This window comes from Acinetobacter sp. NBRC 110496, from assembly GCF_000876115.1.
GTDB lineage: Bacteria > Pseudomonadota > Gammaproteobacteria > Pseudomonadales > Moraxellaceae > Acinetobacter.
This window is the reverse complement of the sequence record NZ_BBTF01000055.1, coordinates 1-19954: the sequence shown is the minus strand read 5'-3', so window position 1 is coordinate 19954 and position 19954 is coordinate 1. Positions and strand designations below refer to the sequence as shown.

Here is a 19954-nt window from a genome sequence, read left to right as displayed (position 1 = left end):
CTTAAGTAACAAGACCTGGAACGGTACAGCAGTCTCAGGCCAGGCAGCGACAGAAGATCAATTGGCAGCAGTTGATGGCAAGTTGGGCAACTTGGATGATGCAGCGGTTAAATATGATGATCCTGCAACGAAAGACAAAGTGACTTTAGCGGGTACTGGCGGCACCACGATCACCAATGTGAAAGCGGGTGCAGTCAATTCAACTTCAACCGATGCAATCAATGGCAGCCAGTTACACGGCGTCGCGGATAGCGTGAAGAATGCAATTGGTGGTTCAACCACGATTGATGCAACCACAGGTGCAATCACCACCAGTAACATTGGTGGTACCGGTTCGAACACCATTGATGGTGCAATCACCAGCGTTAAAGATGCTGCAACCAAAGCGAAAACAACCATTACAGCGGGTGATAACGTGGTTGTAACCCCAACAACCAATGCCGATGGCTCAAGCAACTATCAAGTCGCGACTGCAAAAGACGTGAATTTCGATAAAGTGACTGTAGGCAGTGTGGTGGTTGATAAAGCGACCAATACGATTAACGGTTTAAGTAACAAGACTTGGAACGGTACAGCGGTATCAGGTCAGGCAGCGACAGAAGATCAATTGGCAGCAGTGGATAGCAAGTTAGGTGGTTTGGATGATGCAGCGGTTAAATACGATGACCCAACGACCAAAGACAAAATCACATTAGCTGGAGTAGGTGGCACAACGATCACTAACGTGAAAGCAGGTGCGGTAAACTCAACTTCGACTGATGCAATCAACGGCAGCCAGTTACACGGTGTCGCGGATAGCGTCAAGAATGCAATTGGTGGTTCAACTACAATTGATGCAACCACAGGTGCGATCACGACCAGTAACATTGGTGGCACAGGTTCGAACACCATTGATGGTGCAATCACCAGCGTTAAAGATGCTGCAACCAAAGCGAAAACAACCGTTACAGCGGGTGATAACGTGGTTGTAACCCCAACGACCAATGCTGATGGTTCAAGCAACTATCAAGTCGCGACTGCAAAAGACGTGAACTTCGATAAAGTCACTGTAGGCAGTGTAGTGGTTGATAAGGCAAGCAATACCATTGAAGGCCTGAGCAATAAAGACATTACAGCCAGTGATTTTGCAACCAAAGGCAGAGCGGCAACTGAAGAGCAATTGAAAGTTGCAATCAGTAGCAATATCACTGAAGTTGTTGATGGTAATGGCAACAAAGTCAATATCATTGACCAAATTGTAAATACCAAACCAGACAACAAAAACCAAGATTCATTGTTCTTAACCTACGATAAGCAAGGCCAAGAAACCACAGATCGCCTGACGATTGGACAAACGGTTCAGAAGATGAATACCGACGGGATTAAGTTCTTCCATACCAATGCCGATACCTCAAAAGGTGATCTAGGGGCAACCAATGACTCAAGTGCTGGTGGTCTCAACTCTACAGCGATTGGCGTAAATGCAATTGTTTCAACAGGCGCAGACAGTGCAGTGGCTTTAGGTCACAGCAGTAAAGCTGGAGGCAAAGAGTCTATTGCAATTGGTAAAGGCGCCGAAGCAACAGGCCTGCAATCTATCAGTATTGGTACGGGTAACAAAGTGAAAGGTGATCACTCAGGTGCGATTGGTGATCCAACGATTGTGGATGGTGCAAACAGTTATTCTGTAGGTAATAACAATCAGGTACTGACAGATGATACCTTTGTACTTGGTAACAATGTGACCAAAACAGTGGCTGGCTCAGTTGTATTAGGGAGTGGTTCTGCTGCAACAACTGGTGCTGGTGTTGCAGGTTATGCATTGTCCGCTGTGACAGGCGCAGACAAAGCGGCCATTGATAAGACGACATCAACGACAGGTGCGGTTGCAGTTGGTGATGCTGCAAATGGAATTTATCGCCAGATCACAGGTGTTGCGGCAGGTAGTGCAGATGCAGATGCCGTGAACGTTGCACAATTGAAAGCGGTAGGCAATCAAGTTGTAACTACACAGAACACACTTGTGAATAGCTTGGGTGGTAATGCTACGGTCAATGCCGATGGCACCATTACCGGACCGACTTATAATGTGGCTCAAGGGAAACAGACTAATGTTGGTGATGCATTAACGGCACTCGACAAAGCCATTGGCACGGTAGGAACAACCTCTAAAACGACGGTGACCAATGGTCAGAATATTGTTGTGAATAAGAGCAAGAATGCAGACGGTTCAGATAACTATGAGGTTGCTACAGCCAAAGACTTAACGGTTGATTCTGTGACAGCAGGCAATACGGTTCTGAATAATGCTGGAATCAACATCGGTAACAATGCAGTTGTGTTGAACAATACTGGTTTAATCATTGCAGGTGGTCCAAGTGTCACGACCCAAGGGATCAATGCTGGGAATAAACAGATCAGCAATGTTGCAGCGGGTACCAATGCAACAGATGCCGTGAACAAGGGCCAATTGGATAGTGCAATTAGCAATGTGAATAACAATGTGAATGAGCTTTCCAATAATGCAGTGAAATACGACGATGCATCAAAAGACAAGATCACACTGGGTGGTACTAATGGAACAACCATTACCAATGTGAAAGACGGTAATATTGCTCAAGGCTCTAAAGATGCGGTGAATGGTGGGCAAGTTGCGCAAATCAGAGATGATTTGCAAGGGCAAATTACTAACAATACCAATAATATTAATAACATTAAAAATGATATTAATAATGGTACGGTGGGTCTGGTTAAACAGGCAAATAGTAGTGCTGAAGTTACCGTTGCCAAAGATACTGGCGGTACTAAAGTTAATGTTGCTGGTACCGATGGTAATCGTGTTGTCACTGGTGTTAAAGATGGTGCAATCAATAAAACATCTACAGATGCAATCAATGGCTCTCAATTAAATGCAACAAATCAAAAAGTTGTTGAGTTCTTAGGTGGCGGTGCTGGTTATGACAACATTACCAATAGCTTTACCAATCCAACGTATAACGTAGGCGGTAAGGACTATAACAATGTGGGTGGAGCAGTTGATGCATTGAATAAGGCAGATCAGGCATTGAATAGCAAAATTGACAATGTAAGTAATCGTCTTGAACAAGCCTTCTACTCGACTAATCAACGTATTGATGATGTAGAGAAAAAGGCCAATGCAGGTATTGCTGCGGCAATGGCACTGGAAGCAGCGCCATACATTGCAGGTAAATATACTTACTCAGCAGGTGCTTCTTATCATGGTGGTGAAAATGCAGTCGGCGTCACCTTACGTAAAACTGCAGATAATGGTCGTTGGTCAATCACAGGGGGGGTAGCTGCTGCATCTCAAGGTGATCCAAGTGTACGTATCGGTATCAGTGGCGTAATTGACTAAGGGTTCATTATTCAGGAGAGCCTTTAGGCTCTCCTCATCTCCAATAGATAAAGAGAGTTAAAATATGAAAAATATGATGATAAAAGTATTGCTTGTTGGGCTCGTTTCAAGTTTACCGATGATGGCATTTGCAGCAAGTGATGAGGCTGTGGTTCAACAAGAAGAAATCAAATTTCCAGCGGTTGAAAAGAGCTACCTGAAGCAAGTAAATCGTTATGAATATGATAATGTTGCTCGTTTGGGAACTGGTTTAACCAAGGATCAAATCCGGCATATCTTGGGCAATCCTCAATTTAGCGAAGGTATATTTTTTGTCAAAACCTGGAATTATGTACTAGATATTCGTCAACCAAATAGCCAAGACTATTTGCGTTGTCAGTTGCGTATAGATTTTGATAAAAAATCATTGTCAGAGCGTTTGTCGTGGAAAGGCGAAGCGTGTGAGGGTTTAATGGCTTGGGGGGCAAATAATCAAGTTCCAGCAGATACCAATTTAAATAGCTTACGCTCATCAAGTGTATTTTTTGCATTCGATCGATCAAATGCAAATGCAATTGAACAAGGTTCAAGCTCAGTTGCAGCAATTGCTCAACGCATTAAGCAAGCACCATCGAATAGTCCTGTGATTGTTGCTGGCTTTGCAGATCCTTTAGGTAAATTTGCTTATAACCATCAACTATCGGCGCAACGAGCCAATACCGTTGCTAAGCTATTGGTGAATGAAGGGATTGATGCAAATCGAATTCAAATTCAAGCCAATAGCCAAACTGATTTATACCAGCAGTGTGCTGGACATAAGGCCAATCGCCAACTTGTTGGGTGCTTAGCTCCAAATCGACGTGTTAACGTGAGTTGGTAATCCATCTTCATTCAAAATGGCTCCTTTAAAGGAGCCATTTTTATACAGATAGAAATTTATTAAAAATTATTATTTTTCAATCATATATTGATTATTTTTACAATTGGTCAAGAATTCTAATCCAGAGTTTAGTAAGAACTGAGATATAAGAATCGCTAAATATTTAATATTGTTGATTTTTATTTATATAATTTACTTTTTTAGAGTAGCTCCCATAAATGGTCATTTATGTGAACTGTCTGACAAAAGATACGGAATCGTTTAAAAAATAGTCTAAAATATTGGCTGTGAGCTAACATCTTCAGATGTCAGTTTCATGTATTTAAATAATTTAAATGAGTATTTTTTGCTGATGAGTAGTCGCGATTAAACTGCTATTCAAGATGATATGAACTTATCGAACTAATCAAGATACTCAGTATTTGCAAACTTTTCAAAGAGGGTAGAACCATGTTGGAATCAAAGAAACTGATTGTGCTTGATCAGATGCTAATCTTAACCAAAGAAGGTAAACATGACTTGGTTTATGAAAATAATACTTTACTTAAAGTAAAAATGATTTCGAATCAGCATATCGTGGTGGAAGATGATCACCAAACTAGTTTTCTATTAAAGCGACAAGATGAAAACGTAATTTGGTCATTTATTTAAGGAAAGAATGACCCGCATTTAAATGTTGAAAAACTATTAAAAATATAGATTATTCAAATGCTTGTTTGTATATGTGTTTATATCCTATGGATGCATTCATTTTTATAAAATGAGTAATGGTTCTAACTTTGACCGAATTGACACCATCCAAATAAAATCAGTCAATTCTATTTTTATGCGTTGTTCTTACATTGGATAAAGACTATTGGGAAATAGCTCGCTAAGGATGGACTAACAATGCAAAATAATAAATTCACACAGGTTTTAAGGCCGATTCTGCTGTCATCTATTATGGCTTCATCATTAGGCATTATGAATACAAGCTATGCGGCATCTGAGGGAAAATTGGATTTAAGCCTTTCCCCTCATTCACAAAACAAAGTTAAGCAATTATTGAATGATCCTAAGACTTGGCAGCAGATTCCAAAACAAGTCACGCTCTGTGTATTTTCTCCGAATGGTGAACATAGCGAAGCGTTTGAGCAAGCGACCAGTTATATTACCGAAATTCCAAGTATCGTTCGTGTCGCCAAACAATTTGGGGTCAATATGAACGTGACGCGCCCTTCGCATTTACAATTCAAATTAGATTTTGATTATCCAAAACTAAAAAAACAGGCATCGACCGTGGTTAATCTCAAGGTGTATACCAATGAGGCGGTGTTGACGGAGGATTTCCGTAGTAAGCGCTGTGATGGTGCAGGGATTAGCAACTTACGTGCAAAACAGTTTAATAAATTTGTTGGCAGTGTAGATGCCATTGGTGCCGTGCAGACTTATAAACAATTGAGTTCTGTGATTCAGGTTTTGGCCAACCCAAAATTTGATGACAAGATGATAAATAAAGATTATGAAGTGGTTGGGATTGTTCCTTTAGGGGCAGCTTATATTATGGTTACTGACCGTAATATCAATACTTTGGCCAAGGCTGCAGGCAAGAAGGTTGCAGTGTTCCAGTTTGATGAAACCCAAAAGAAATTAGTACAGAATGTGGGAGCACAACCTGTCTCTGTGGATTTGGTAAGTGTGGGGGGAAAATTTAATAATAAAGAGGTTGATATCATGGCAGGTCCAGCCATTTTGTTTGAACCACTTGAATTACAAAAAGGCATGACCGATAAATCAGGGAAAGCAGTTGGAGGAATTATCAAGTTTCCTGTGATACAAGTGACAGGGACATTGATTATGCAGCGCAATAAGTTTCCAGCAGGCATGGGATCAATTGCACGAGAAGTGATTTCAAAACAGTTGAATCCAGCTTTTGAGTTTGTTGACAAGATAGAAGCAAAGATTCCAGATAAATTCTGGATGAACTTAAATGAAAGTGACAAACCTGGTTATGTTCGTTTGATGCGTGAAGCACGGATTCAAATGACCAAAGAAGGCTTCTATGATAAAGATATGATGCGGTTGTTGAAGCAGGTTCGTTGTTCTCAAGACCCAAGCAATTATGAATGTGCTTTAAAGGATGAATGAGTTTTAGGCACTATTGCAGCATAGAAAAGAGAATCGTGGAAATACTAGGATTAAGTTATAAGCTTGGTATTTCCAACTTAAAAATAAATTTATAAAACAATATGTTAAGCTAAATAAACTAACAACATGGTAACAGATTTTAGCTTTTGAATATAAGTATCAAGTGAAGCTATCAGCAATTTTAAGCACCTACTCTTTAGAACTCAATGGGTTCGTCGTATTTTACATTTTTGTCGCTGGCAGAATTCCAATCAGTAGAAAGTACTTCAAACTACTATGATAGAGACAAGTTTTCATATCCGAACTGTTTTGTATTTTCGGATGATCTAGTGTGGTGTTGGGGGATGCGGTACAACTTGATCAGATTGGTTCAGATGGTGCTGTATATCAGGTGACTGGGGTGAAAAAATAAAAATTCATTTACAGCATTTTTGCAGCAATATTTAATGGATAGCGCTGAATTATTATAAAAATATTGAGAAAACTTAATTGAGTTATTTAAAAGTCTAAATGAAGCTAAATTATTATTTTTAATTATATGTAAAAAAGATACTCCAGAGATGCCGCTGCATGGTCGTTACCCTGAACCCGATGAGTTCAAGGTGGAGGTGACGCATACTTACTGGGTTTCCTACTCGGGGTAGGCATACACTCAAAATACACAGAACACATCCATAAATTTAAGTATCGGCAGGGGAATAGACGTACTGGCGAACACCCTAGAGATGTTTCTTATTATAGTTAAATCAACGACCACCACAAGAGGGAAATATTGAGATTTGTATGTTTTACTAACAATTAGAAAATTAAGTTTAATAGAACTATAAAATCTAAAATGGGATCAATGTTATTTGAAAAAAATGGATCTCCGAAATGCCGCTGCATGTCTTTACCCTTGAACACTAAGGTTCAAGGTGGACAGCGCTGTATATTATCTGGGTTTCCTACTCAGGGTAGGCATACACGCTCAATATTCAGAAACGCTTTCCGATTAAGAAGGATATCACGGCTCAGGAGAATCAGACCGGCTGGCGTACACTTCAGAGATGTTTTTAATTATAGTGAAATTAGGGGCTATCGCAAGTGGGGAAAATAGAGAGATTTGTAAGTTTAAGTTTACAGTTGAGATGTTAAATAGAAGTGGTTGAATTAAAAAATATAATAAAGAAACTGATTTTTTAATAAAGAAAATAATCTCCAGAAGTACCGCTGCATGTCTTTACCCTTGAACACTAAGGTTCAAGGTGGAAAGCGCTGTATATTGTATGGGTTTCCTACTCTAGGTAGGCATACACGCTAAATATTCAGAAACGCTTTCCGATTAAGAAGGATATCACGGCTCAGGGGAATCAGACCGGCTGGCGAGTACTCCAGAGATGGATTGCATTATAGTCAACTCTGGCAATGATGCAAGGACTACACTAAAATTATTTGTAAGTATAACTTAACAATGTGTAAGTTTACGTTTAAGTCCCCAAAGAATGAAATAGCATGATTATTCATCTTTTGATAAATAATAATTAAAAAATAAATATATGAATTGACCTGATGGTAATACTCTGGTTTAGGTCTAAAGATGAGGAAGTAATAAAAATTACAATGGGTGCAAGATAAAAAGGAAAAATTGATTTTTGTGTAGGTAAAAGTCTAGTAAAGAAAAAAGCCTGAAATTTGCATTTCAGGCTTTTTGGAATTAGATGCTTTGTTCCACATCTTCGAGCATGGTTTCTAAAAGTCGCTCACAATGTGCATACTGCTGCAAAGATTTATTTAAGCTGAACACTTCTTGAGCCATTTGTAGTGCGACCATAATCACGAGTTTATTATGTTCAACGCGTGGGGCACTACGGCGCATGTCATGAAATTTCTGATTAAGTAGTTCTGCAGCGCGCTCTAATTCCTCACGTTTTTCTTCAGTTGTGTTGAGACGGAAGGTCTGTTCAATTAAGCGAAGCTCAACAACAATAGGTTCACTCATGATCAGGTCTCCTCTTGAGTTTCAGCATTCGGATGTGCAAGTTGCTGAATTTCTTGCGCATGTTGATCTTGTGCAGTACCTAAAATTGAAAGGCGCTGAATAATGGCTTCAACTTTAGATTTAGCCAGTTCATTTTTCTGCAACAGACGATCACGATCTTGCTGTAAATCCTGAATCTCTTGTTGGCTATGACGTTGCTGTGCTTGTAGTTTTTCTTTATTCACACGTAAGTCATTGCGCTCAGCCAAAATTTCTTGAAAGCGGTTTTTTAAATCAGTTGTACTTTTCTCTAAGCGGCTATAACGCTCCGCTAGAGTTGTTGCATCTTGATTCAGTTGTTTAAATTGATCTTGTAACTGAGTCAGTTGTTCAGTTAAGTTATCAACTTCTTCCTGCTTTTGCGTGATGATGCTATTTTTCTGCACAACTTGTGCATGATGGTCAGTTTCAGCTAATTGCTTAGCTTCGGTGAGCGATGAGTTTTCTCGCTCCAAGTGATGTAAGCGTGTTTTTAAAACACCAATATGCGCTTGTAGACGCTGTAATTGTTCTAACATAACGAAGGTCGCACAGAGTTGCAATCAAAGGTAATATATACAGCAGTATAGAGATTGGATAAACGAATGCAAGACGATATTTCAGGTTGGACGGAATGGAATGCCCATTTTGATGGGATTGAAGAAATTTCAAGTCCAAGTGAGTTACACGGTTTACTAACAGGTATCGTTTGTGTGACACAAGCGCCGACCTCAGATGAATGGTCACAAATTTTAAACACCCTTAATGTGCCTGCTTTACAACCAGAGGCACTGGAAAGTCTGACTGATGAAGCGGAAGATGTTGCTCATGCTTTATCTGATGACGAATTAGATTACTTGCCTATGCTTCCAGATGATAGCCATTTACTGGCAGATCGTGTGCAAGCCTTGGCGGACTGGTGTGCAGGCGTAGTCCTCGGTTTTGGTTTGGCTTCAGGTCATATTCGTGGTGAAGAACAAGAGCTGATTGAACATTTACAAGATGTTGCAGCTGTTGAGTTTGAAGACTCGGATAATGATGAAGAAGGCGAAGAAAGCTATCAGGAATTGTATGAGTTTGTACGTTTGATTCCCGTGAGTTTATCGATTGGCCGCACCAAGATTCCTGTTGCTGAAAGTTCTTTATTGCAAAACTTCCATGCCAAAAGCAGAAATCAAGACAATCAAGCAGCAGATCCGCAAACGGTTGTAGAAATGTTTACCCCACATCGTCCGAGTTAACTCGGGCGGTGCCTTAAGCTCTTATAAATAAAGATACTTACAATCATTCATCTTCATCAGAAGGACAATATGAAATTAAGTCAAGCCGATTTTAAACAACGTCGTGATCTTCTTGCTAAACAAATAGGCAGCAATAGCATTGCAATTATTGCGACTCGAGCAGAAATGTATCGTAACCGCGATGCGGACTATAAATATCGTGCAGACAGTAGTTTTTATTATCTGACTGGATTTGCCGAACCAGAAGCGGTTGCCGTGATCGAAACCTTTGAAGAAGGTGAGGAATATAGTTATAGCTTATTCTGCCGCGAACGTAATCGCGAGATGGAAATCTGGAATGGCTATCGTGCCGGAATTGACGGGGCGATTGAAATCTATGATGCAGATGAAGCATATGCAATTGATTTACTTGATGAAGAAATTATCGACAAGCTATTAAATAAACAGCGTCTTTACTATCGTATTGGACAAAATGCTGAATTTGATGCGCGCGTCAGTCAATGGATTCAAAAGGCAGATGCACAACAACGTCGCGGCGGTGCAGCGCCGGCTGAAATAATTCAATTAGATCGTATTGTTGATGAAATGCGTTTGAAAAAATCGGCTCAGGAAATTGAGTTGATGCAGATCGCATCCGATATTAGTGCTGAGGCACATACCCGTGCGATGCAAACGGTTAAACCAGAGATGATGGAATACGCGTTAGAAGCGGAATTGAATTATATCTTTGGTAAAAATGGTTGCGTACCATCGTATAACAGTATTGTTGGCGGGGGTGAAAATGCCTGTATCTTGCATTATGTTGAAAACAACAAGCCATTAAACGATGGCGATTTGGTCTTGATTGATGCGGCATGTGAATACGAGTTTTATGCATCGGATATTACCCGTACGTTCCCTGTGAATGGTACATTTAATCCTGAGCAAAAAGCACTTTATAATGTGGTTTTAGCAGCGCAGCTTGCTGCGATTGATGCAACCCGTATTGGCAATCACTATAAATATCCGCATGAAGTGGCCGTAAAGATTTTAACTCAGGGTCTGGTTGATCTTGGCTTGCTGAGTGGCAATGTGGATGAGCTGGTTGAAAGCGAAGCCTTCCGTCAATTCTTTATGCATGGTACTGGCCATTGGCTCGGTATGGATGTACATGATGTGGGGGCTTATAAAACTGGCGAAGACTGGCGTGCTTATGAAGCGGGTATGGTGGTGACCGTTGAACCCGGTCTATATGTCGCACCCGATGATGAAACCGTTGATGCAAAATGGCGTGGTATCGGCATTCGTATCGAAGACGATATTGTCGTCACTGAAAATGGCCCATTGGTTCTAACCAAGAATGTGGTCAAAACCGTTGAAGAGATTGAAAGCTTGATGGCAAATCATTAAGCTGAAGTTGAGAAAAAGGCTTATCAATAGATAGGCCTTTTTATTGACTTTGATACCCAAAACAACTTTTGAATATATTTTAAAAACATAGACCAAACAAAGTACAAATTCCCTTCCTGATTTGAGTTAGAGTAAGATAGTCCCGAAACATCAAGTCATGAAAAACTGATAAGGAATCATATTATGCAGCAACAAGTCATCATTGTCGGTGGAGGTATGGTTGGACTCAGCCTAGCTCTAATGTTGGCAAAATCTAATATCGCAGTAAAGTTATTAGAAGCTGTGAAATATCCAAATTTCGATGACGAAAACGTTGCACCTTATCATTCTAGCTTTGATGCGCGGAATACCGCACTGTCACGCCGTAGCGTACAGATTTACCAAAAATTGGGTTTGTGGGGAGCACTTCAGCAACATGCCACGCCGATCTTACAAGTGCATATTACCGAGCAGGGTAGTTTTGGTAAGGCTCGCTTAGTGGCAGAACAAGAAAAAGTAGAAAGCTTTGGTCAAGTGATTGAGAATGCATGGCTAGGCCGTGTGTTGCTGACCCAAGTACGTCAACAGCCATTGATTGAGTTGATTGATGGTGTACAGGTCACCTCATTAACTCAAGATGCAGACCAAGTCCAAATTGAAGCCATGCGTAATGGTGAATATATCCATTCCTTAAAATCCAAGTTGGTAATTGCTGCGGATGGTCGTGATTCATTCTGCCGACAAGCTATTGGCGTGGGTGTGGATGAACATGACTATGACCAAGTGGCTATCGTGACCACCGTACAAACTTCTAAACCACACCAGCATGTTGGCTTCGAACGTTTTAGTGCATTAGGACCGTTGGCACTGTTACCATTGCCGGGTGAATACCGCCGTTCGGTGGTGTGGCCTGTCAAAAAAGGCACTGAGGCGGAGTGGTTAGGTGAGGAAAATGATCAACATTTTCTTGATGCCTTACAGGAAACCTATGGTGACCGTGCTGGAAAATTTGAAAAAACAGGCAAGCGCTTTAGCTATCCATTGGCTCAGGTTTTGGCACATAAGCAGGCGGTTGGTCGTGTGGTGCTGATGGGCAATGCGGCACATACTATTCATCCAGTGGCAGGCCAAGGTTTTAACTTATGCTTGCGTGATGCAGATGTGCTGGTTCGTTTCTTGATGGAACAATTGGCGAAGTCAGATGATATTGGCGCGCCTGAAAATTTATTGGCTTATGAACAATCTCGTTTAAAGGATCAGCAACGGGTGATTAAGTTCTGTGATTCAGTGGTGCGTGGTTTCAGTAATCAAAATCCAATCCTCAAATTATTACGCAATACAGGATTGATTGCATTTGATGTGATTCCAGGTGTTAAGCCTCTGGTTGCCAATTATGCGATGGGGCTAAAAGCATGAGTGAAATGTTAGATGTAGTCATCGTCGGTGGTGGTCTGGTCGGTGGTCTAACCGCTTTATTGTTGGCTCAAGGTGGGGTGCAAGCGACGGTATTGGATGCTGCGCCTGTGCTTGATCAAGAGAAAACACTGGCTGTAATGAATCCTCGGGTATTGGCACTGAGTCAGGCGACGATTCACTTACTCAAAACAGTTGATGTCTGGAATGATTTAGCGCGTCAGATGCCTTATTCAGGTATGCAAGTCTGGAATAAAAATGGCTATGGCGAAATTAATTTTGGCCATGCATCTGAACAGCAGCCTCAATCAGATCAGGCTTTAGGTTCAATGGTTGAGCCCAGTGTTTTGAATGTGGCGATTCAACAAAAAATGTTGCAGCAACTCAAAGACTATCGTACCCAAGTGAAAGTGGTTCGGATTGAGCAAATTCCCCAAGGTTGGTCAATTGAATTGGCCGATGGTCGTCTTTTGAAAACTAAGCTGTTGATTGGTGCCGATGGGGCGAACTCTTTTGTACGCGAGCAGGCGTATATTGATTTAGATGTATTGGATTATCAGCAGGCTGCGATTAGTTGTGCAATTAAAACCACACAGCCCAATCAATATGTAGCACGCCAAATTTTCTTGCCGACAGGTCCATTGGCGTATTTACCAATGGCCAGTCTGAATGCGCAGGAGAACGGTTATTGGCAATCGATTGTCTGGACTTTACCTGATGATTATGCCGATGAATACTCGGCATTAAATGATCAGGACTTTATGCGGTTGTTGACTCAGGAAAGTCTACAAATGTTGGGAGACGTGGTCGAGGTACGTTCCCGGGCTCAATTTCCACTGAAAGCACGTGCGGCACAACGCTATATTAAATCTGGTCTGGCATTAATTGGAGATGCTGCGCATGTGATTCATCCTTTAGCTGGGCAGGGTGTGAATATTGGTTGTCTGGATGCAGCCGTGTTATGCGATGTATTACTGCATGATTTAAAACGTGGCGTATGGGCCAATGAGCAAACCTTATTACGCTATGAGCACCTTCGTAAGGGCCAGAATGATGCGATGATGCATAGTATGTCTGCGATTGGCTGGCTTGAAAGTGCAGAATTATTTCCCTTTGTTTGGGCACGAAACTTTGGTTTAAAACAGGTTGAACAATTCGATGGGTTGAAAGATCGCTTTATGCAACAGGCCAATGGATTGGGCGCATTGAAAGACACACAATATGCGTGCTAAAAAATAGTAGATATTTTTTAAACAATCATTTATAAATCAGAGTGAATTTGGTCGCAAAAAATACGATTTAATCAATATTGTACTTTGCGAAATGAAAAGAGCTTGCTAAATTTCATCAAGTTTCTGATGACCAAATAGCGATGATGAAAGTGTAGTCATTGTGGGGAGATAATATGACAGATATGAATGATTACGACGAAAACACAGAAGATTCTGCTGTAGACGACGAAGAGGCGAAAGCGGCAGAAAGTGGTGCAGAGAGCGAAGAGTCGAGCGCCAACGATGCCGACCTTGCCGAAGCTGAGAGCTTAACTGTGACAGCCAAACAGAAACAGCGTCAAGCTTTAGAAGATGAAGTTGCGGCGTTTCTTGCGCGCGGTGGACAAATTACAGAAGTCCCACCTGGTGAGACTCACGAATAAACTGAGAAGATTTAAAAAGCATCACGATTGTGGTGCTTTTTTATGTTGATGTGCTGCATGTTCACATTCTAGTGGTTGATGCAGTTCTTTTAAAATGCCACATTGCTCAATGGTGCGATGTTGAGAGCATTGCTGTTTTAAATGGATCAGGTCTTGGTGTAGATGTTCCAGATTTCTAATTTTTTGTGATACCTCAGCAAGATATTGATCAATCAGCTGGTCAACCTGTGTACAGGTCTGATTCGGCTTGGTCGATAAATCCTTGAGTTTTTGAATATCCTGCAAGGTAATGCCCAATTCACGACAATGCTTTAAAAATAGCAATTCCGAAAGCATCTGTTCCGAATAATGACGGTAATTACCTGCCGTTCGTTGAGCTTTTTCTAACAACCCAATTTTTTCATAATAGCGAATGGTATCGACTGAGACTCCTGACTTTTTTGCCAATTGTCCAATGCTAAAACTGATCATGCTTGACTCTGGAGTTACTCTAGGGTTTTAAATCACTATAAAAGATTTAACGAGAAAAGTCATGGCAGGATGTGGTTGCAATACAACGTGTTCGCCAACACAAAAAATTAGTCCAAAGTTTAGAAAGGCTTTGTGGATTGCTTTAGTTCTAAATGCATTGATGTTCTTTGTTGAGATTATTGGTGGCTCTCAGGCACGTTCAGTCTCATTATGGGCTGATGCCTTGGATTTCGCAGGTGATGCCGCCAACTACGCCATTTCTTTGGCCGTGCTGTCCATGACCTTATATTGGCGTGCAACTGCGGCCTTGTTGAAAGGCGTGACCATGGCTGCATTCGGTATTTTCGTGATTATGAAAGTGGTTTGGTCATGGTGGTTAGGACTAACGCCTGAGCCGATGCTCATGGGGGCAATTGGTGTACTTGCTTTGGCTGTGAATGTAATCTGTGCACTGATGCTTTATGCATTCCGCGATGGGGATGCCAACATGCGTTCGGTATGGTTATGCAGCCGTAATGATGCGATTGCCAATATTGCCATTATCATCGCCGCAGTAGGTGTGTTCGGAACAGGCACCATGTTCCCTGATTTATTTGTAGCCTTTATTATCGCGTATTTGGGTGTTTCTTCTGGTTTAAGCGTGATTAAGCAGGCGAGAGTGGAAAGAAAAGTGGATCAAGGCAATATAATGACCAAAGCCTGATAGTTCTTCTTGTGATGTGATACTGAAAGGGTTGGGGGAGATATGTTAAAAATCTCCCCCTTTCGTTTTATTGATCTTGTTGGGTAAGTTCCAAGGCCCGTTGATAAGCGATTTTCTTTTTAATCCCAGTCAAATCGGCAGCCAGTTGTGATGCCGCTTTGACCGATAAATCCTGTAATAAACGTTTTAACAATTCATCCAGTTTATCTTGTTCCATGTCTTTTTCAGCAGTTGCACCACCCACGACCACCACGATCTCACCTTTTTCTTGGTTATGATCATTTTCAATAAAAGCGACCAGTTCTTTTAAGGTCATTTTCTTGATGGTTTCAAAGGTCTTGGTAATTTCACGGGCAAAGCCGACAGGACGATCTTCACCAAAAACCTGCGCCATATCTTTGATACAGGCCAGAATACGATGCGGTGCTTCATAAAAAATCAGGGTTTGGGTTTCATCTTTTAACTTTTCGAGCTGACTGATGCGCTGAGAGGCCTTAGAGGGTAAAAAGCCTTCAAAACTAAAACGGTCGCTTGGCAAGCCTACCGCACTCAAGGCCGCAATCGCCGCGCATGCACCAGGAACAGGAATCACACGAATGCCATGTTCTTGTGCTGCACGAACGAGTTTAAAACCAGGATCACTAATCAGGGGAGTACCTGCATCACTAATCAGTGCAATACTTTCGCCATTGAGCATTTTTTGCAGAAGTTGATCAATTTTGTTACTTTCGTTGTGATCATGACACGCTGTGAGTGGAGTTGAGATATTATAGTGCTTGAATAATTGAGCAGATTGACGAGTGTCTTCTGCAGCAACTACCGATACGGATTTTAAAATATCAATTGCACGAAAGGTCATGTCATCTAAGTGCCCAATCGGGGTTGCTACAACAAATAATTGAGCACTCATAAAAGGTAACTCCCTAATGTATTACAAAAAATATTGGCTGCTACTGTGTTTGGCAGCATGTGTGAGTCCAGTTTATGCGGACGTACTGGTGATTCTACCTGAATCTGGTACGATGGCGCGAGCTGGTCAGAGCATCAAACGTGGTTTCTTGAGCGCTTATACAGCATCTGGCAGCAAAAAAAAAATCATTTTTGTAGATTCAGCCAAAAATAACGTGGATACGATTTTTAAAAAAAGAGTGAATAACAAGACCAGATTGATTGTTGGACCATTGGCCAGACCCGATATTGAAACTGTCATGCAACTGAACCCAGCAATTCCTGTACTTGCTTTAAATGATGTAAATAGCCAAACCACCAACGTATGGCAATTTAGCTTGGCCAAGCAACATGATGCAGTTGCACTGAATCAATTACTCAAGAAAGACAAAATTAAAAGCTTATTGGTATTGCGCCAAGCTGGAACTGAATCGGCGACGGAATTATTTATGATGGCGCTGATGTCTGAGTTTGGTTCAGATATTCATGTGGTCAATGAACGCCCGAAAAAACTCGCGCGCAGAGAAGGACTGCTGCTACTCGGTGATCAGCAATGGTTAGAACAGCTTGGAACTTTGCCTGAAAAAAATATCTACGCCACAGCATTGAGTATTGAGCAGGATAAAGCCATCCCAATGGGCTTAAGTTTTTGTGATACGCCTGCCTTATATAATGGGCAATGGGCGGATTTAATCGCGGCTTATAAACAACAACCTGAAAATATGGCGTTTCAACGTTTATTGGCCTTTGGTGGTGATGCATGGAGTATTAGTCAGCAATTTTTAAATAGTTCCGATCGTCATTTTTCTTTTGAAGGCCGAACTGGCGCGATTGATGTTAAAGATGGCAAAGTTTATCGTCAGCCTTATTGCTATCAACAGCAGAAAAAGGGCATTCAAGTATTAAAATAAGATTGAGCAGGCATGTCACCACATAGGCAGGAATTAGGACAATGGGCTGAGCAGGCAGCACTTGCTCTTTTACAAACACAGCAATATGAGTGCATAGCACGAAACTACCATTCACGTTATGGTGAAATTGATTTGATTGTAAAACGGGAGAAGCAGCTGGTTTTTGTCGAAGTTAAAGCCAGATCGGTAGGGAGTTATGCAGGAGCTTGTGAAGTGGTTTCGCAGGCTCAGCAACGTAAAATCATTAAGACGGCGCAGTGGTTTTTACATAAATCTCCACATTATGATGACTTTGATTGTCGTTTTGATGTGATTTGTTTTGATTTTCCACAGAAAATTGCAAAAACAGTACAACCAGATTTTTCAAAATTGCAGTATGATCAGCAATGGATTGAACATGCATTTACCTTAGACTGATTCATGAGTCTAATATAATGCTAAATATTGAAAATTGAACAAATTTGTTTGTAGATAGGGAGTCTTGCCAAGTGTTAAAACGTTTATCGATTACGTTGCTTTGCGCTGCAAGTTTATCGGGTTGTGCAAGTTTTATTTCTGGCGGTACAGGAACTTCACCCGTTGGAACGAATAGTGGTGAACGTAGTCTGGGGCAGATTTTTATTGATTCTTCAATCAAACGTACTGCAAATATCAATTTGTACAAGCTAGACCATCGTTTCAAGCAGTCACGTATCAATATTGAAAGTTTCCACAGTAATGTTTTATTAACAGGACAAGTGCCTGATCCATATTTAAAACAGTTGGCGGAAGACAATTTACGTTCGATGTCAGATGTCAAAGCTGTGCATAACTATATCACCGTAGGCGACAAAGTTGGCTATAACACTATCATGCAAGATGCAACAGTGACGGCGAATACGCGTGGTCTGTTAATGAAAGCACCTGTGGTGTCTGATAGTAAAGTGCTTGTACATACGGAAAATGGCGTACTTTATGTGATGGGGCGTTTAAATACTGCTGAATCAAGAGATTTAGATGACGTCTTACAAAAAGTTGGAAATGTGACTAAAATTGTGACGCTCATTGACAATGTGGATCAACCTTCAGGTACTGTAGCAAGTTCAACCGCGGCATCACCGATGGTCGGAACTGCAACGACACAGCCTTTGGTTGAAACACCAGTTGCAATTGATCCTGATCAGGCGGAACCTGCGACTATTACTCCAACTAATCCTTAATTTATGAAGCAACTTATCCAACAAGTACAAGAAAATGTAATCAAGGCGAAAACGCTTTATCAGGAGTTTCGCCTTTATGATTTTGCTAGTTATTCGATTAATTACCTGACGCCAAAAGATACTTTTGAGAAGGAAGAGCATCTGGCTTATGGTCTGAAAGCCAGACAACGTCTGGATTTGTATCGAACCAAAAGTCCGAAGCAGCAAAGACCCCTGATCGTGTTTGTGCATGGTGGTTCTTGGCAACACGGTAATAAACGAGATTATTTATTTGTTGGAGAAAGTTTCGCACGGGAAGGCTATGATGTTGCAGTCATTAACTACCATCTAGCACCTGAACATATCTTTCCAACCTTTATTGATGATATCGCACAAGCGATTCACTACCTGAGCCAGAATCAAGGCAAATTGAACATTTCTACGGACAATATCATTTTGATGGGGCATTCAGCGGGTGCTTTTAATGTGATGTCAGTGGTGTATTCAGCCTATTCACAAAATTTTAAATATAAAGATAAAATTCGTGCCATTGTTGGGATGGCTGGTCCTTATCATTTTGACTATAAAGGCGATCCATTGGCAGAGCATGCCTTTGATCAGAAAGTGTCATATCAGCAAGTGATGCCTTATTATTTCATCGAACCGAATCAGATTAAGCATTATTTATTGATGGCCGAACAAGATCAGTTGGTGGGTCAGGAAAATAGTTTTGATCTGGATAAGGCGTTAAGAGAAAAGGGCAATCATAGTCATATCGCCGTGATTCCAAAGACTGGGCATATTACCATTGTTGCGACACTGGCCAGTTTAATGAGCCATTATTTCAAAACCAAACGGACGATCCTGCACTTTTTAGATGAAGCCTTAGATTCCTAATCAATAAAAAAGCATCGTTTAAGATGCTTTTTTATTGTCGATCATTTGCATGATCATACTATGGGCAATACTGCCTTTAAACGGAATTTCAAGAAGCTGTTTAAGCCTCAAGAATTATATTTACTGACCTAGGGCTTAGGTTCATTTGACTTTTCTTTGTATATTGCTTATTTTTATTGGAATGTTTATTCCAGATACCTTTATAATGCGCTCAAAAGAATTTGACCCAGATCTAGTGACTGATGCAGCAATGCAGGTTTTTTGGCTAAAAGGATATGCAGGAACTTCAGTTCAGGATTTGGTTGATGGTACGGGTCTCTCAAGAAGTAGCTTGTATGGAACATTTGAAAATAAATATGCTTTATATCAAAAAGTATTAGACCGATATGATGCTGTGACAACAGCCAATATACAGTGCTTGCAACAAGAACAAACTGCTCAAGCAGCAATTAAAAGCTTGCTGATGAAAATTGCTGAAGATGAGTTGGCTGATCCCTTACATCGGGGATGTCTGATTGCCAATGCTAGTCTGGAGTTGGCAGGACAAGATGAATTAATTGCAGAAAAAGTCGCATTGAATTTACAACGCATTCAAAAGGCGATTTTGAATGTATTAAAAAAAGCACAGCAGCAAGGGGAAATCTCAAATGAAATTGATGTCCAAGCACTGTCATTTTTTTTCGTAAACACGATACAAGGGTTGAGAGTCCTAGCAAAAGGAACACCAGCCCACCAGCGTCGGCAGTGTTTGTTGGATATTATTAATATTGCGCTTCGCATTTTGTAATTAACTAGAGACTCACTACTTCCATTCGGGAGTGGGTTTTTATTTA

General features: G+C 41.0%; 19 protein-coding genes, 3 other RNA genes and 2 pseudogenes. 16 read left to right on the top strand and 8 right to left on the bottom strand.

Annotated features, from left to right (window positions below; translation table 11 throughout):
- The 5 genes and pseudogenes from Aba26S_RS17750 to Aba26S_RS21485 all read left to right on the top strand — a co-directional run.
- A partial coding sequence (locus Aba26S_RS17750; protein WP_052500231.1) for a YadA-like family protein occupies positions 1–3355 on the top strand: 3355 nt, incomplete at its 5' end.
- A gap of 64 nt (positions 3356–3419) precedes the next feature.
- Complete coding sequence (locus Aba26S_RS17745) at positions 3420–4214, top strand: OmpA family protein (protein ID WP_005243301.1); 795 nt, start codon at positions 3420–3422, stop codon at positions 4212–4214.
- A 450-nt stretch (positions 4215–4664) separates the two neighbouring features.
- Positions 4665–4865: a hypothetical protein gene (locus tag Aba26S_RS17740; RefSeq protein ID WP_005243300.1), complete on the top strand. Its 201-nt coding sequence runs from the start codon at positions 4665–4667 to the stop codon at positions 4863–4865.
- 237 nt (positions 4866–5102) lie between these two features.
- Positions 5103–6341 carry a putative solute-binding protein gene (locus tag Aba26S_RS17735; protein WP_005243299.1) on the top strand — a complete coding sequence of 413 codons (1239 nt, stop codon included), beginning with the start codon at positions 5103–5105 and terminating at the stop codon, positions 6339–6341.
- 91 nt (positions 6342–6432) lie between these two features.
- Positions 6433–6811: pseudogene (locus tag Aba26S_RS21485) on the top strand (SMI1/KNR4 family protein).
- A gap of 77 nt (positions 6812–6888) precedes the next feature.
- Here the strand turns inward: Aba26S_RS21485 and ssrS (Aba26S_RS17730) are convergent.
- The 5 genes from ssrS (Aba26S_RS17730) to Aba26S_RS17710 form a co-directional block, all read right to left on the bottom strand.
- A non-coding RNA gene (gene ssrS, locus Aba26S_RS17730) (6S RNA) lies at positions 6889–7070 on the bottom strand.
- Between the two features lie 132 nt (positions 7071–7202).
- Positions 7203–7391, bottom strand: a non-coding RNA gene (gene ssrS, locus Aba26S_RS17725) — 6S RNA.
- 140 nt (positions 7392–7531) lie between these two features.
- Positions 7532–7721: non-coding RNA, 6S RNA (gene ssrS, locus Aba26S_RS17720), on the bottom strand.
- A 313-nt stretch (positions 7722–8034) separates the two neighbouring features.
- Entirely contained in the window at positions 8035–8319 is a 285-nt protein-coding gene (locus Aba26S_RS17715; protein ID WP_005272490.1) for a cell division protein ZapA, read from the bottom strand.
- A gap of 2 nt (positions 8320–8321) precedes the next feature.
- Positions 8322–8876, bottom strand: coding sequence for a hypothetical protein (locus Aba26S_RS17710; protein WP_005272487.1), 555 nt, complete (start codon positions 8874–8876; stop codon positions 8322–8324).
- A 66-nt stretch (positions 8877–8942) separates the two neighbouring features.
- Between Aba26S_RS17710 and Aba26S_RS17705 the strand changes: the two genes are divergently transcribed.
- The 5 genes from Aba26S_RS17705 to Aba26S_RS17685 all read left to right on the top strand — a co-directional run bounded on the left by Aba26S_RS17705 (position 8943) and on the right by Aba26S_RS17685 (position 14013).
- Positions 8943–9578 (top strand): UPF0149 family protein, encoded by a 636-nt coding sequence (locus Aba26S_RS17705; RefSeq protein WP_005272484.1) that lies wholly within the window; start codon positions 8943–8945, stop codon positions 9576–9578.
- Positions 9579–9647: 69 nt separating this feature from the next.
- A complete protein-coding gene (gene pepP / locus Aba26S_RS17700) occupies positions 9648–10967 on the top strand; it encodes a Xaa-Pro aminopeptidase (RefSeq protein WP_005272482.1) in 1320 nt (439 codons plus the stop codon).
- A gap of 183 nt (positions 10968–11150) precedes the next feature.
- Positions 11151–12362: a 2-octaprenyl-6-methoxyphenyl hydroxylase gene (gene ubiH / locus Aba26S_RS17695; RefSeq protein ID WP_005272480.1), complete on the top strand. Its 1212-nt coding sequence runs from the start codon at positions 11151–11153 to the stop codon at positions 12360–12362.
- On the top strand, positions 12359–13591 hold the full coding sequence (locus Aba26S_RS17690) for an FAD-dependent monooxygenase (protein ID WP_005272477.1): 1233 nt from the start codon (positions 12359–12361) through the stop codon (positions 13589–13591). Before ubiH ends, Aba26S_RS17690 begins: the two co-directional genes overlap by 4 nt.
- Positions 13592–13764: 173 nt before the next feature.
- Positions 13765–14013 carry a hypothetical protein gene (locus Aba26S_RS17685; RefSeq protein ID WP_005272475.1) on the top strand — a complete coding sequence of 83 codons (249 nt, stop codon included), beginning with the start codon at positions 13765–13767 and terminating at the stop codon, positions 14011–14013.
- Between the two features lie 21 nt (positions 14014–14034).
- Here the strand turns inward: Aba26S_RS17685 and Aba26S_RS17680 are convergent, their stop codons facing one another.
- The gene (locus Aba26S_RS17680) at positions 14035–14484 is read right to left on the bottom strand and encodes a MerR family transcriptional regulator (protein WP_005272468.1); all 450 of its coding nucleotides are present in this window, start codon (positions 14482–14484) and stop codon (positions 14035–14037) included.
- Between the two features lie 61 nt (positions 14485–14545).
- On the opposite strand from Aba26S_RS17680, the gene Aba26S_RS17675 reads away from it, so the two are divergent.
- Positions 14546–15187 (top strand): cation transporter, encoded by a 642-nt coding sequence (locus tag Aba26S_RS17675; RefSeq protein ID WP_005272465.1) that lies wholly within the window; start codon positions 14546–14548, stop codon positions 15185–15187.
- A gap of 67 nt (positions 15188–15254) precedes the next feature.
- Here Aba26S_RS17675 and rsmI read toward each other — a convergent pair whose 3' ends face one another.
- On the bottom strand, positions 15255–16097 hold the full coding sequence (rsmI, locus tag Aba26S_RS17670; protein ID WP_005272462.1) for a 16S rRNA (cytidine(1402)-2'-O)-methyltransferase: 843 nt from the start codon (positions 16095–16097) through the stop codon (positions 15255–15257).
- Positions 16098–16113: 16 nt separating this feature from the next.
- Here rsmI and Aba26S_RS17665 point away from each other — a divergent pair, with 16 nt between their 5' ends.
- The 4 genes from Aba26S_RS17665 (at position 16114) to Aba26S_RS17650 (ending at position 19121) form a co-directional block, all read left to right on the top strand.
- On the top strand, positions 16114–17046 hold the full coding sequence (locus tag Aba26S_RS17665; RefSeq protein WP_043973877.1) for a penicillin-binding protein activator: 933 nt from the start codon (positions 16114–16116) through the stop codon (positions 17044–17046).
- A gap of 12 nt (positions 17047–17058) precedes the next feature.
- Entirely contained in the window at positions 17059–17463 is a 405-nt protein-coding gene (locus Aba26S_RS17660; RefSeq protein WP_005272458.1) for a YraN family protein, read from the top strand.
- A 71-nt stretch (positions 17464–17534) separates the two neighbouring features.
- Positions 17535–18245, top strand: a complete 711-nt coding sequence (locus tag Aba26S_RS17655) for a BON domain-containing protein (RefSeq protein ID WP_005272456.1) — start codon at positions 17535–17537, stop codon at positions 18243–18245.
- A 3-nt stretch (positions 18246–18248) separates the two neighbouring features.
- Positions 18249–19121, top strand: coding sequence for an alpha/beta hydrolase (locus tag Aba26S_RS17650; RefSeq protein WP_005272454.1), 873 nt, complete (start codon positions 18249–18251; stop codon positions 19119–19121).
- A gap of 18 nt (positions 19122–19139) precedes the next feature.
- Here Aba26S_RS17650 and Aba26S_RS17645 read toward each other — a convergent pair.
- Positions 19140–19220, bottom strand: a pseudogene (locus tag Aba26S_RS17645) (NADH pyrophosphatase); the annotation flags it as partial.
- A gap of 106 nt (positions 19221–19326) precedes the next feature.
- Between Aba26S_RS17645 and Aba26S_RS17640 the strand changes: the two are divergent.
- Positions 19327–19908 carry a TetR/AcrR family transcriptional regulator gene (locus tag Aba26S_RS17640; protein ID WP_043973875.1) on the top strand — a complete coding sequence of 194 codons (582 nt, stop codon included), beginning with the start codon at positions 19327–19329 and terminating at the stop codon, positions 19906–19908.
- The last annotated feature ends 46 nt before the right edge of the window (positions 19909–19954 follow it).

Coding starts and splice junctions, on each gene's coding strand:
- Aba26S_RS17745 (WP_005243301.1), top strand. CDS start 3,420: ATGAAAAATATGATGATAAAAGTATTGCTTGTTGGGCTCGTTTCAAGT.
- Aba26S_RS17740 (WP_005243300.1), top strand. CDS start 4,665: ATGTTGGAATCAAAGAAACTGATTGTGCTTGATCAGATGCTAATCTTA.
- Aba26S_RS17735 (WP_005243299.1), top strand. CDS start 5,103: ATGCAAAATAATAAATTCACACAGGTTTTAAGGCCGATTCTGCTGTCA.
- Aba26S_RS17715 (WP_005272490.1), bottom strand. CDS start 8,319: ATGAGTGAACCTATTGTTGTTGAGCTTCGCTTAATTGAACAGACCTTC.
- Aba26S_RS17710 (WP_005272487.1), bottom strand. CDS start 8,876: ATGTTAGAACAATTACAGCGTCTACAAGCGCATATTGGTGTTTTAAAA.
- Aba26S_RS17705 (WP_005272484.1), top strand. CDS start 8,943: ATGCAAGACGATATTTCAGGTTGGACGGAATGGAATGCCCATTTTGAT.
- pepP (WP_005272482.1), top strand. CDS start 9,648: ATGAAATTAAGTCAAGCCGATTTTAAACAACGTCGTGATCTTCTTGCT.
- ubiH (WP_005272480.1), top strand. CDS start 11,151: ATGCAGCAACAAGTCATCATTGTCGGTGGAGGTATGGTTGGACTCAGC.
- Aba26S_RS17690 (WP_005272477.1), top strand. CDS start 12,359: ATGAGTGAAATGTTAGATGTAGTCATCGTCGGTGGTGGTCTGGTCGGT.
- Aba26S_RS17685 (WP_005272475.1), top strand. CDS start 13,765: ATGACAGATATGAATGATTACGACGAAAACACAGAAGATTCTGCTGTA.
- Aba26S_RS17680 (WP_005272468.1), bottom strand. CDS start 14,484: ATGATCAGTTTTAGCATTGGACAATTGGCAAAAAAGTCAGGAGTCTCA.
- Aba26S_RS17675 (WP_005272465.1), top strand. CDS start 14,546: ATGGCAGGATGTGGTTGCAATACAACGTGTTCGCCAACACAAAAAATT.
- rsmI (WP_005272462.1), bottom strand. CDS start 16,097: ATGAGTGCTCAATTATTTGTTGTAGCAACCCCGATTGGGCACTTAGAT.
- Aba26S_RS17665 (WP_043973877.1), top strand. CDS start 16,114: ATGTATTACAAAAAATATTGGCTGCTACTGTGTTTGGCAGCATGTGTG.
- Aba26S_RS17660 (WP_005272458.1), top strand. CDS start 17,059: ATGTCACCACATAGGCAGGAATTAGGACAATGGGCTGAGCAGGCAGCA.
- Aba26S_RS17650 (WP_005272454.1), top strand. CDS start 18,249: ATGAAGCAACTTATCCAACAAGTACAAGAAAATGTAATCAAGGCGAAA.
- Aba26S_RS17640 (WP_043973875.1), top strand. CDS start 19,327: ATGCGCTCAAAAGAATTTGACCCAGATCTAGTGACTGATGCAGCAATG.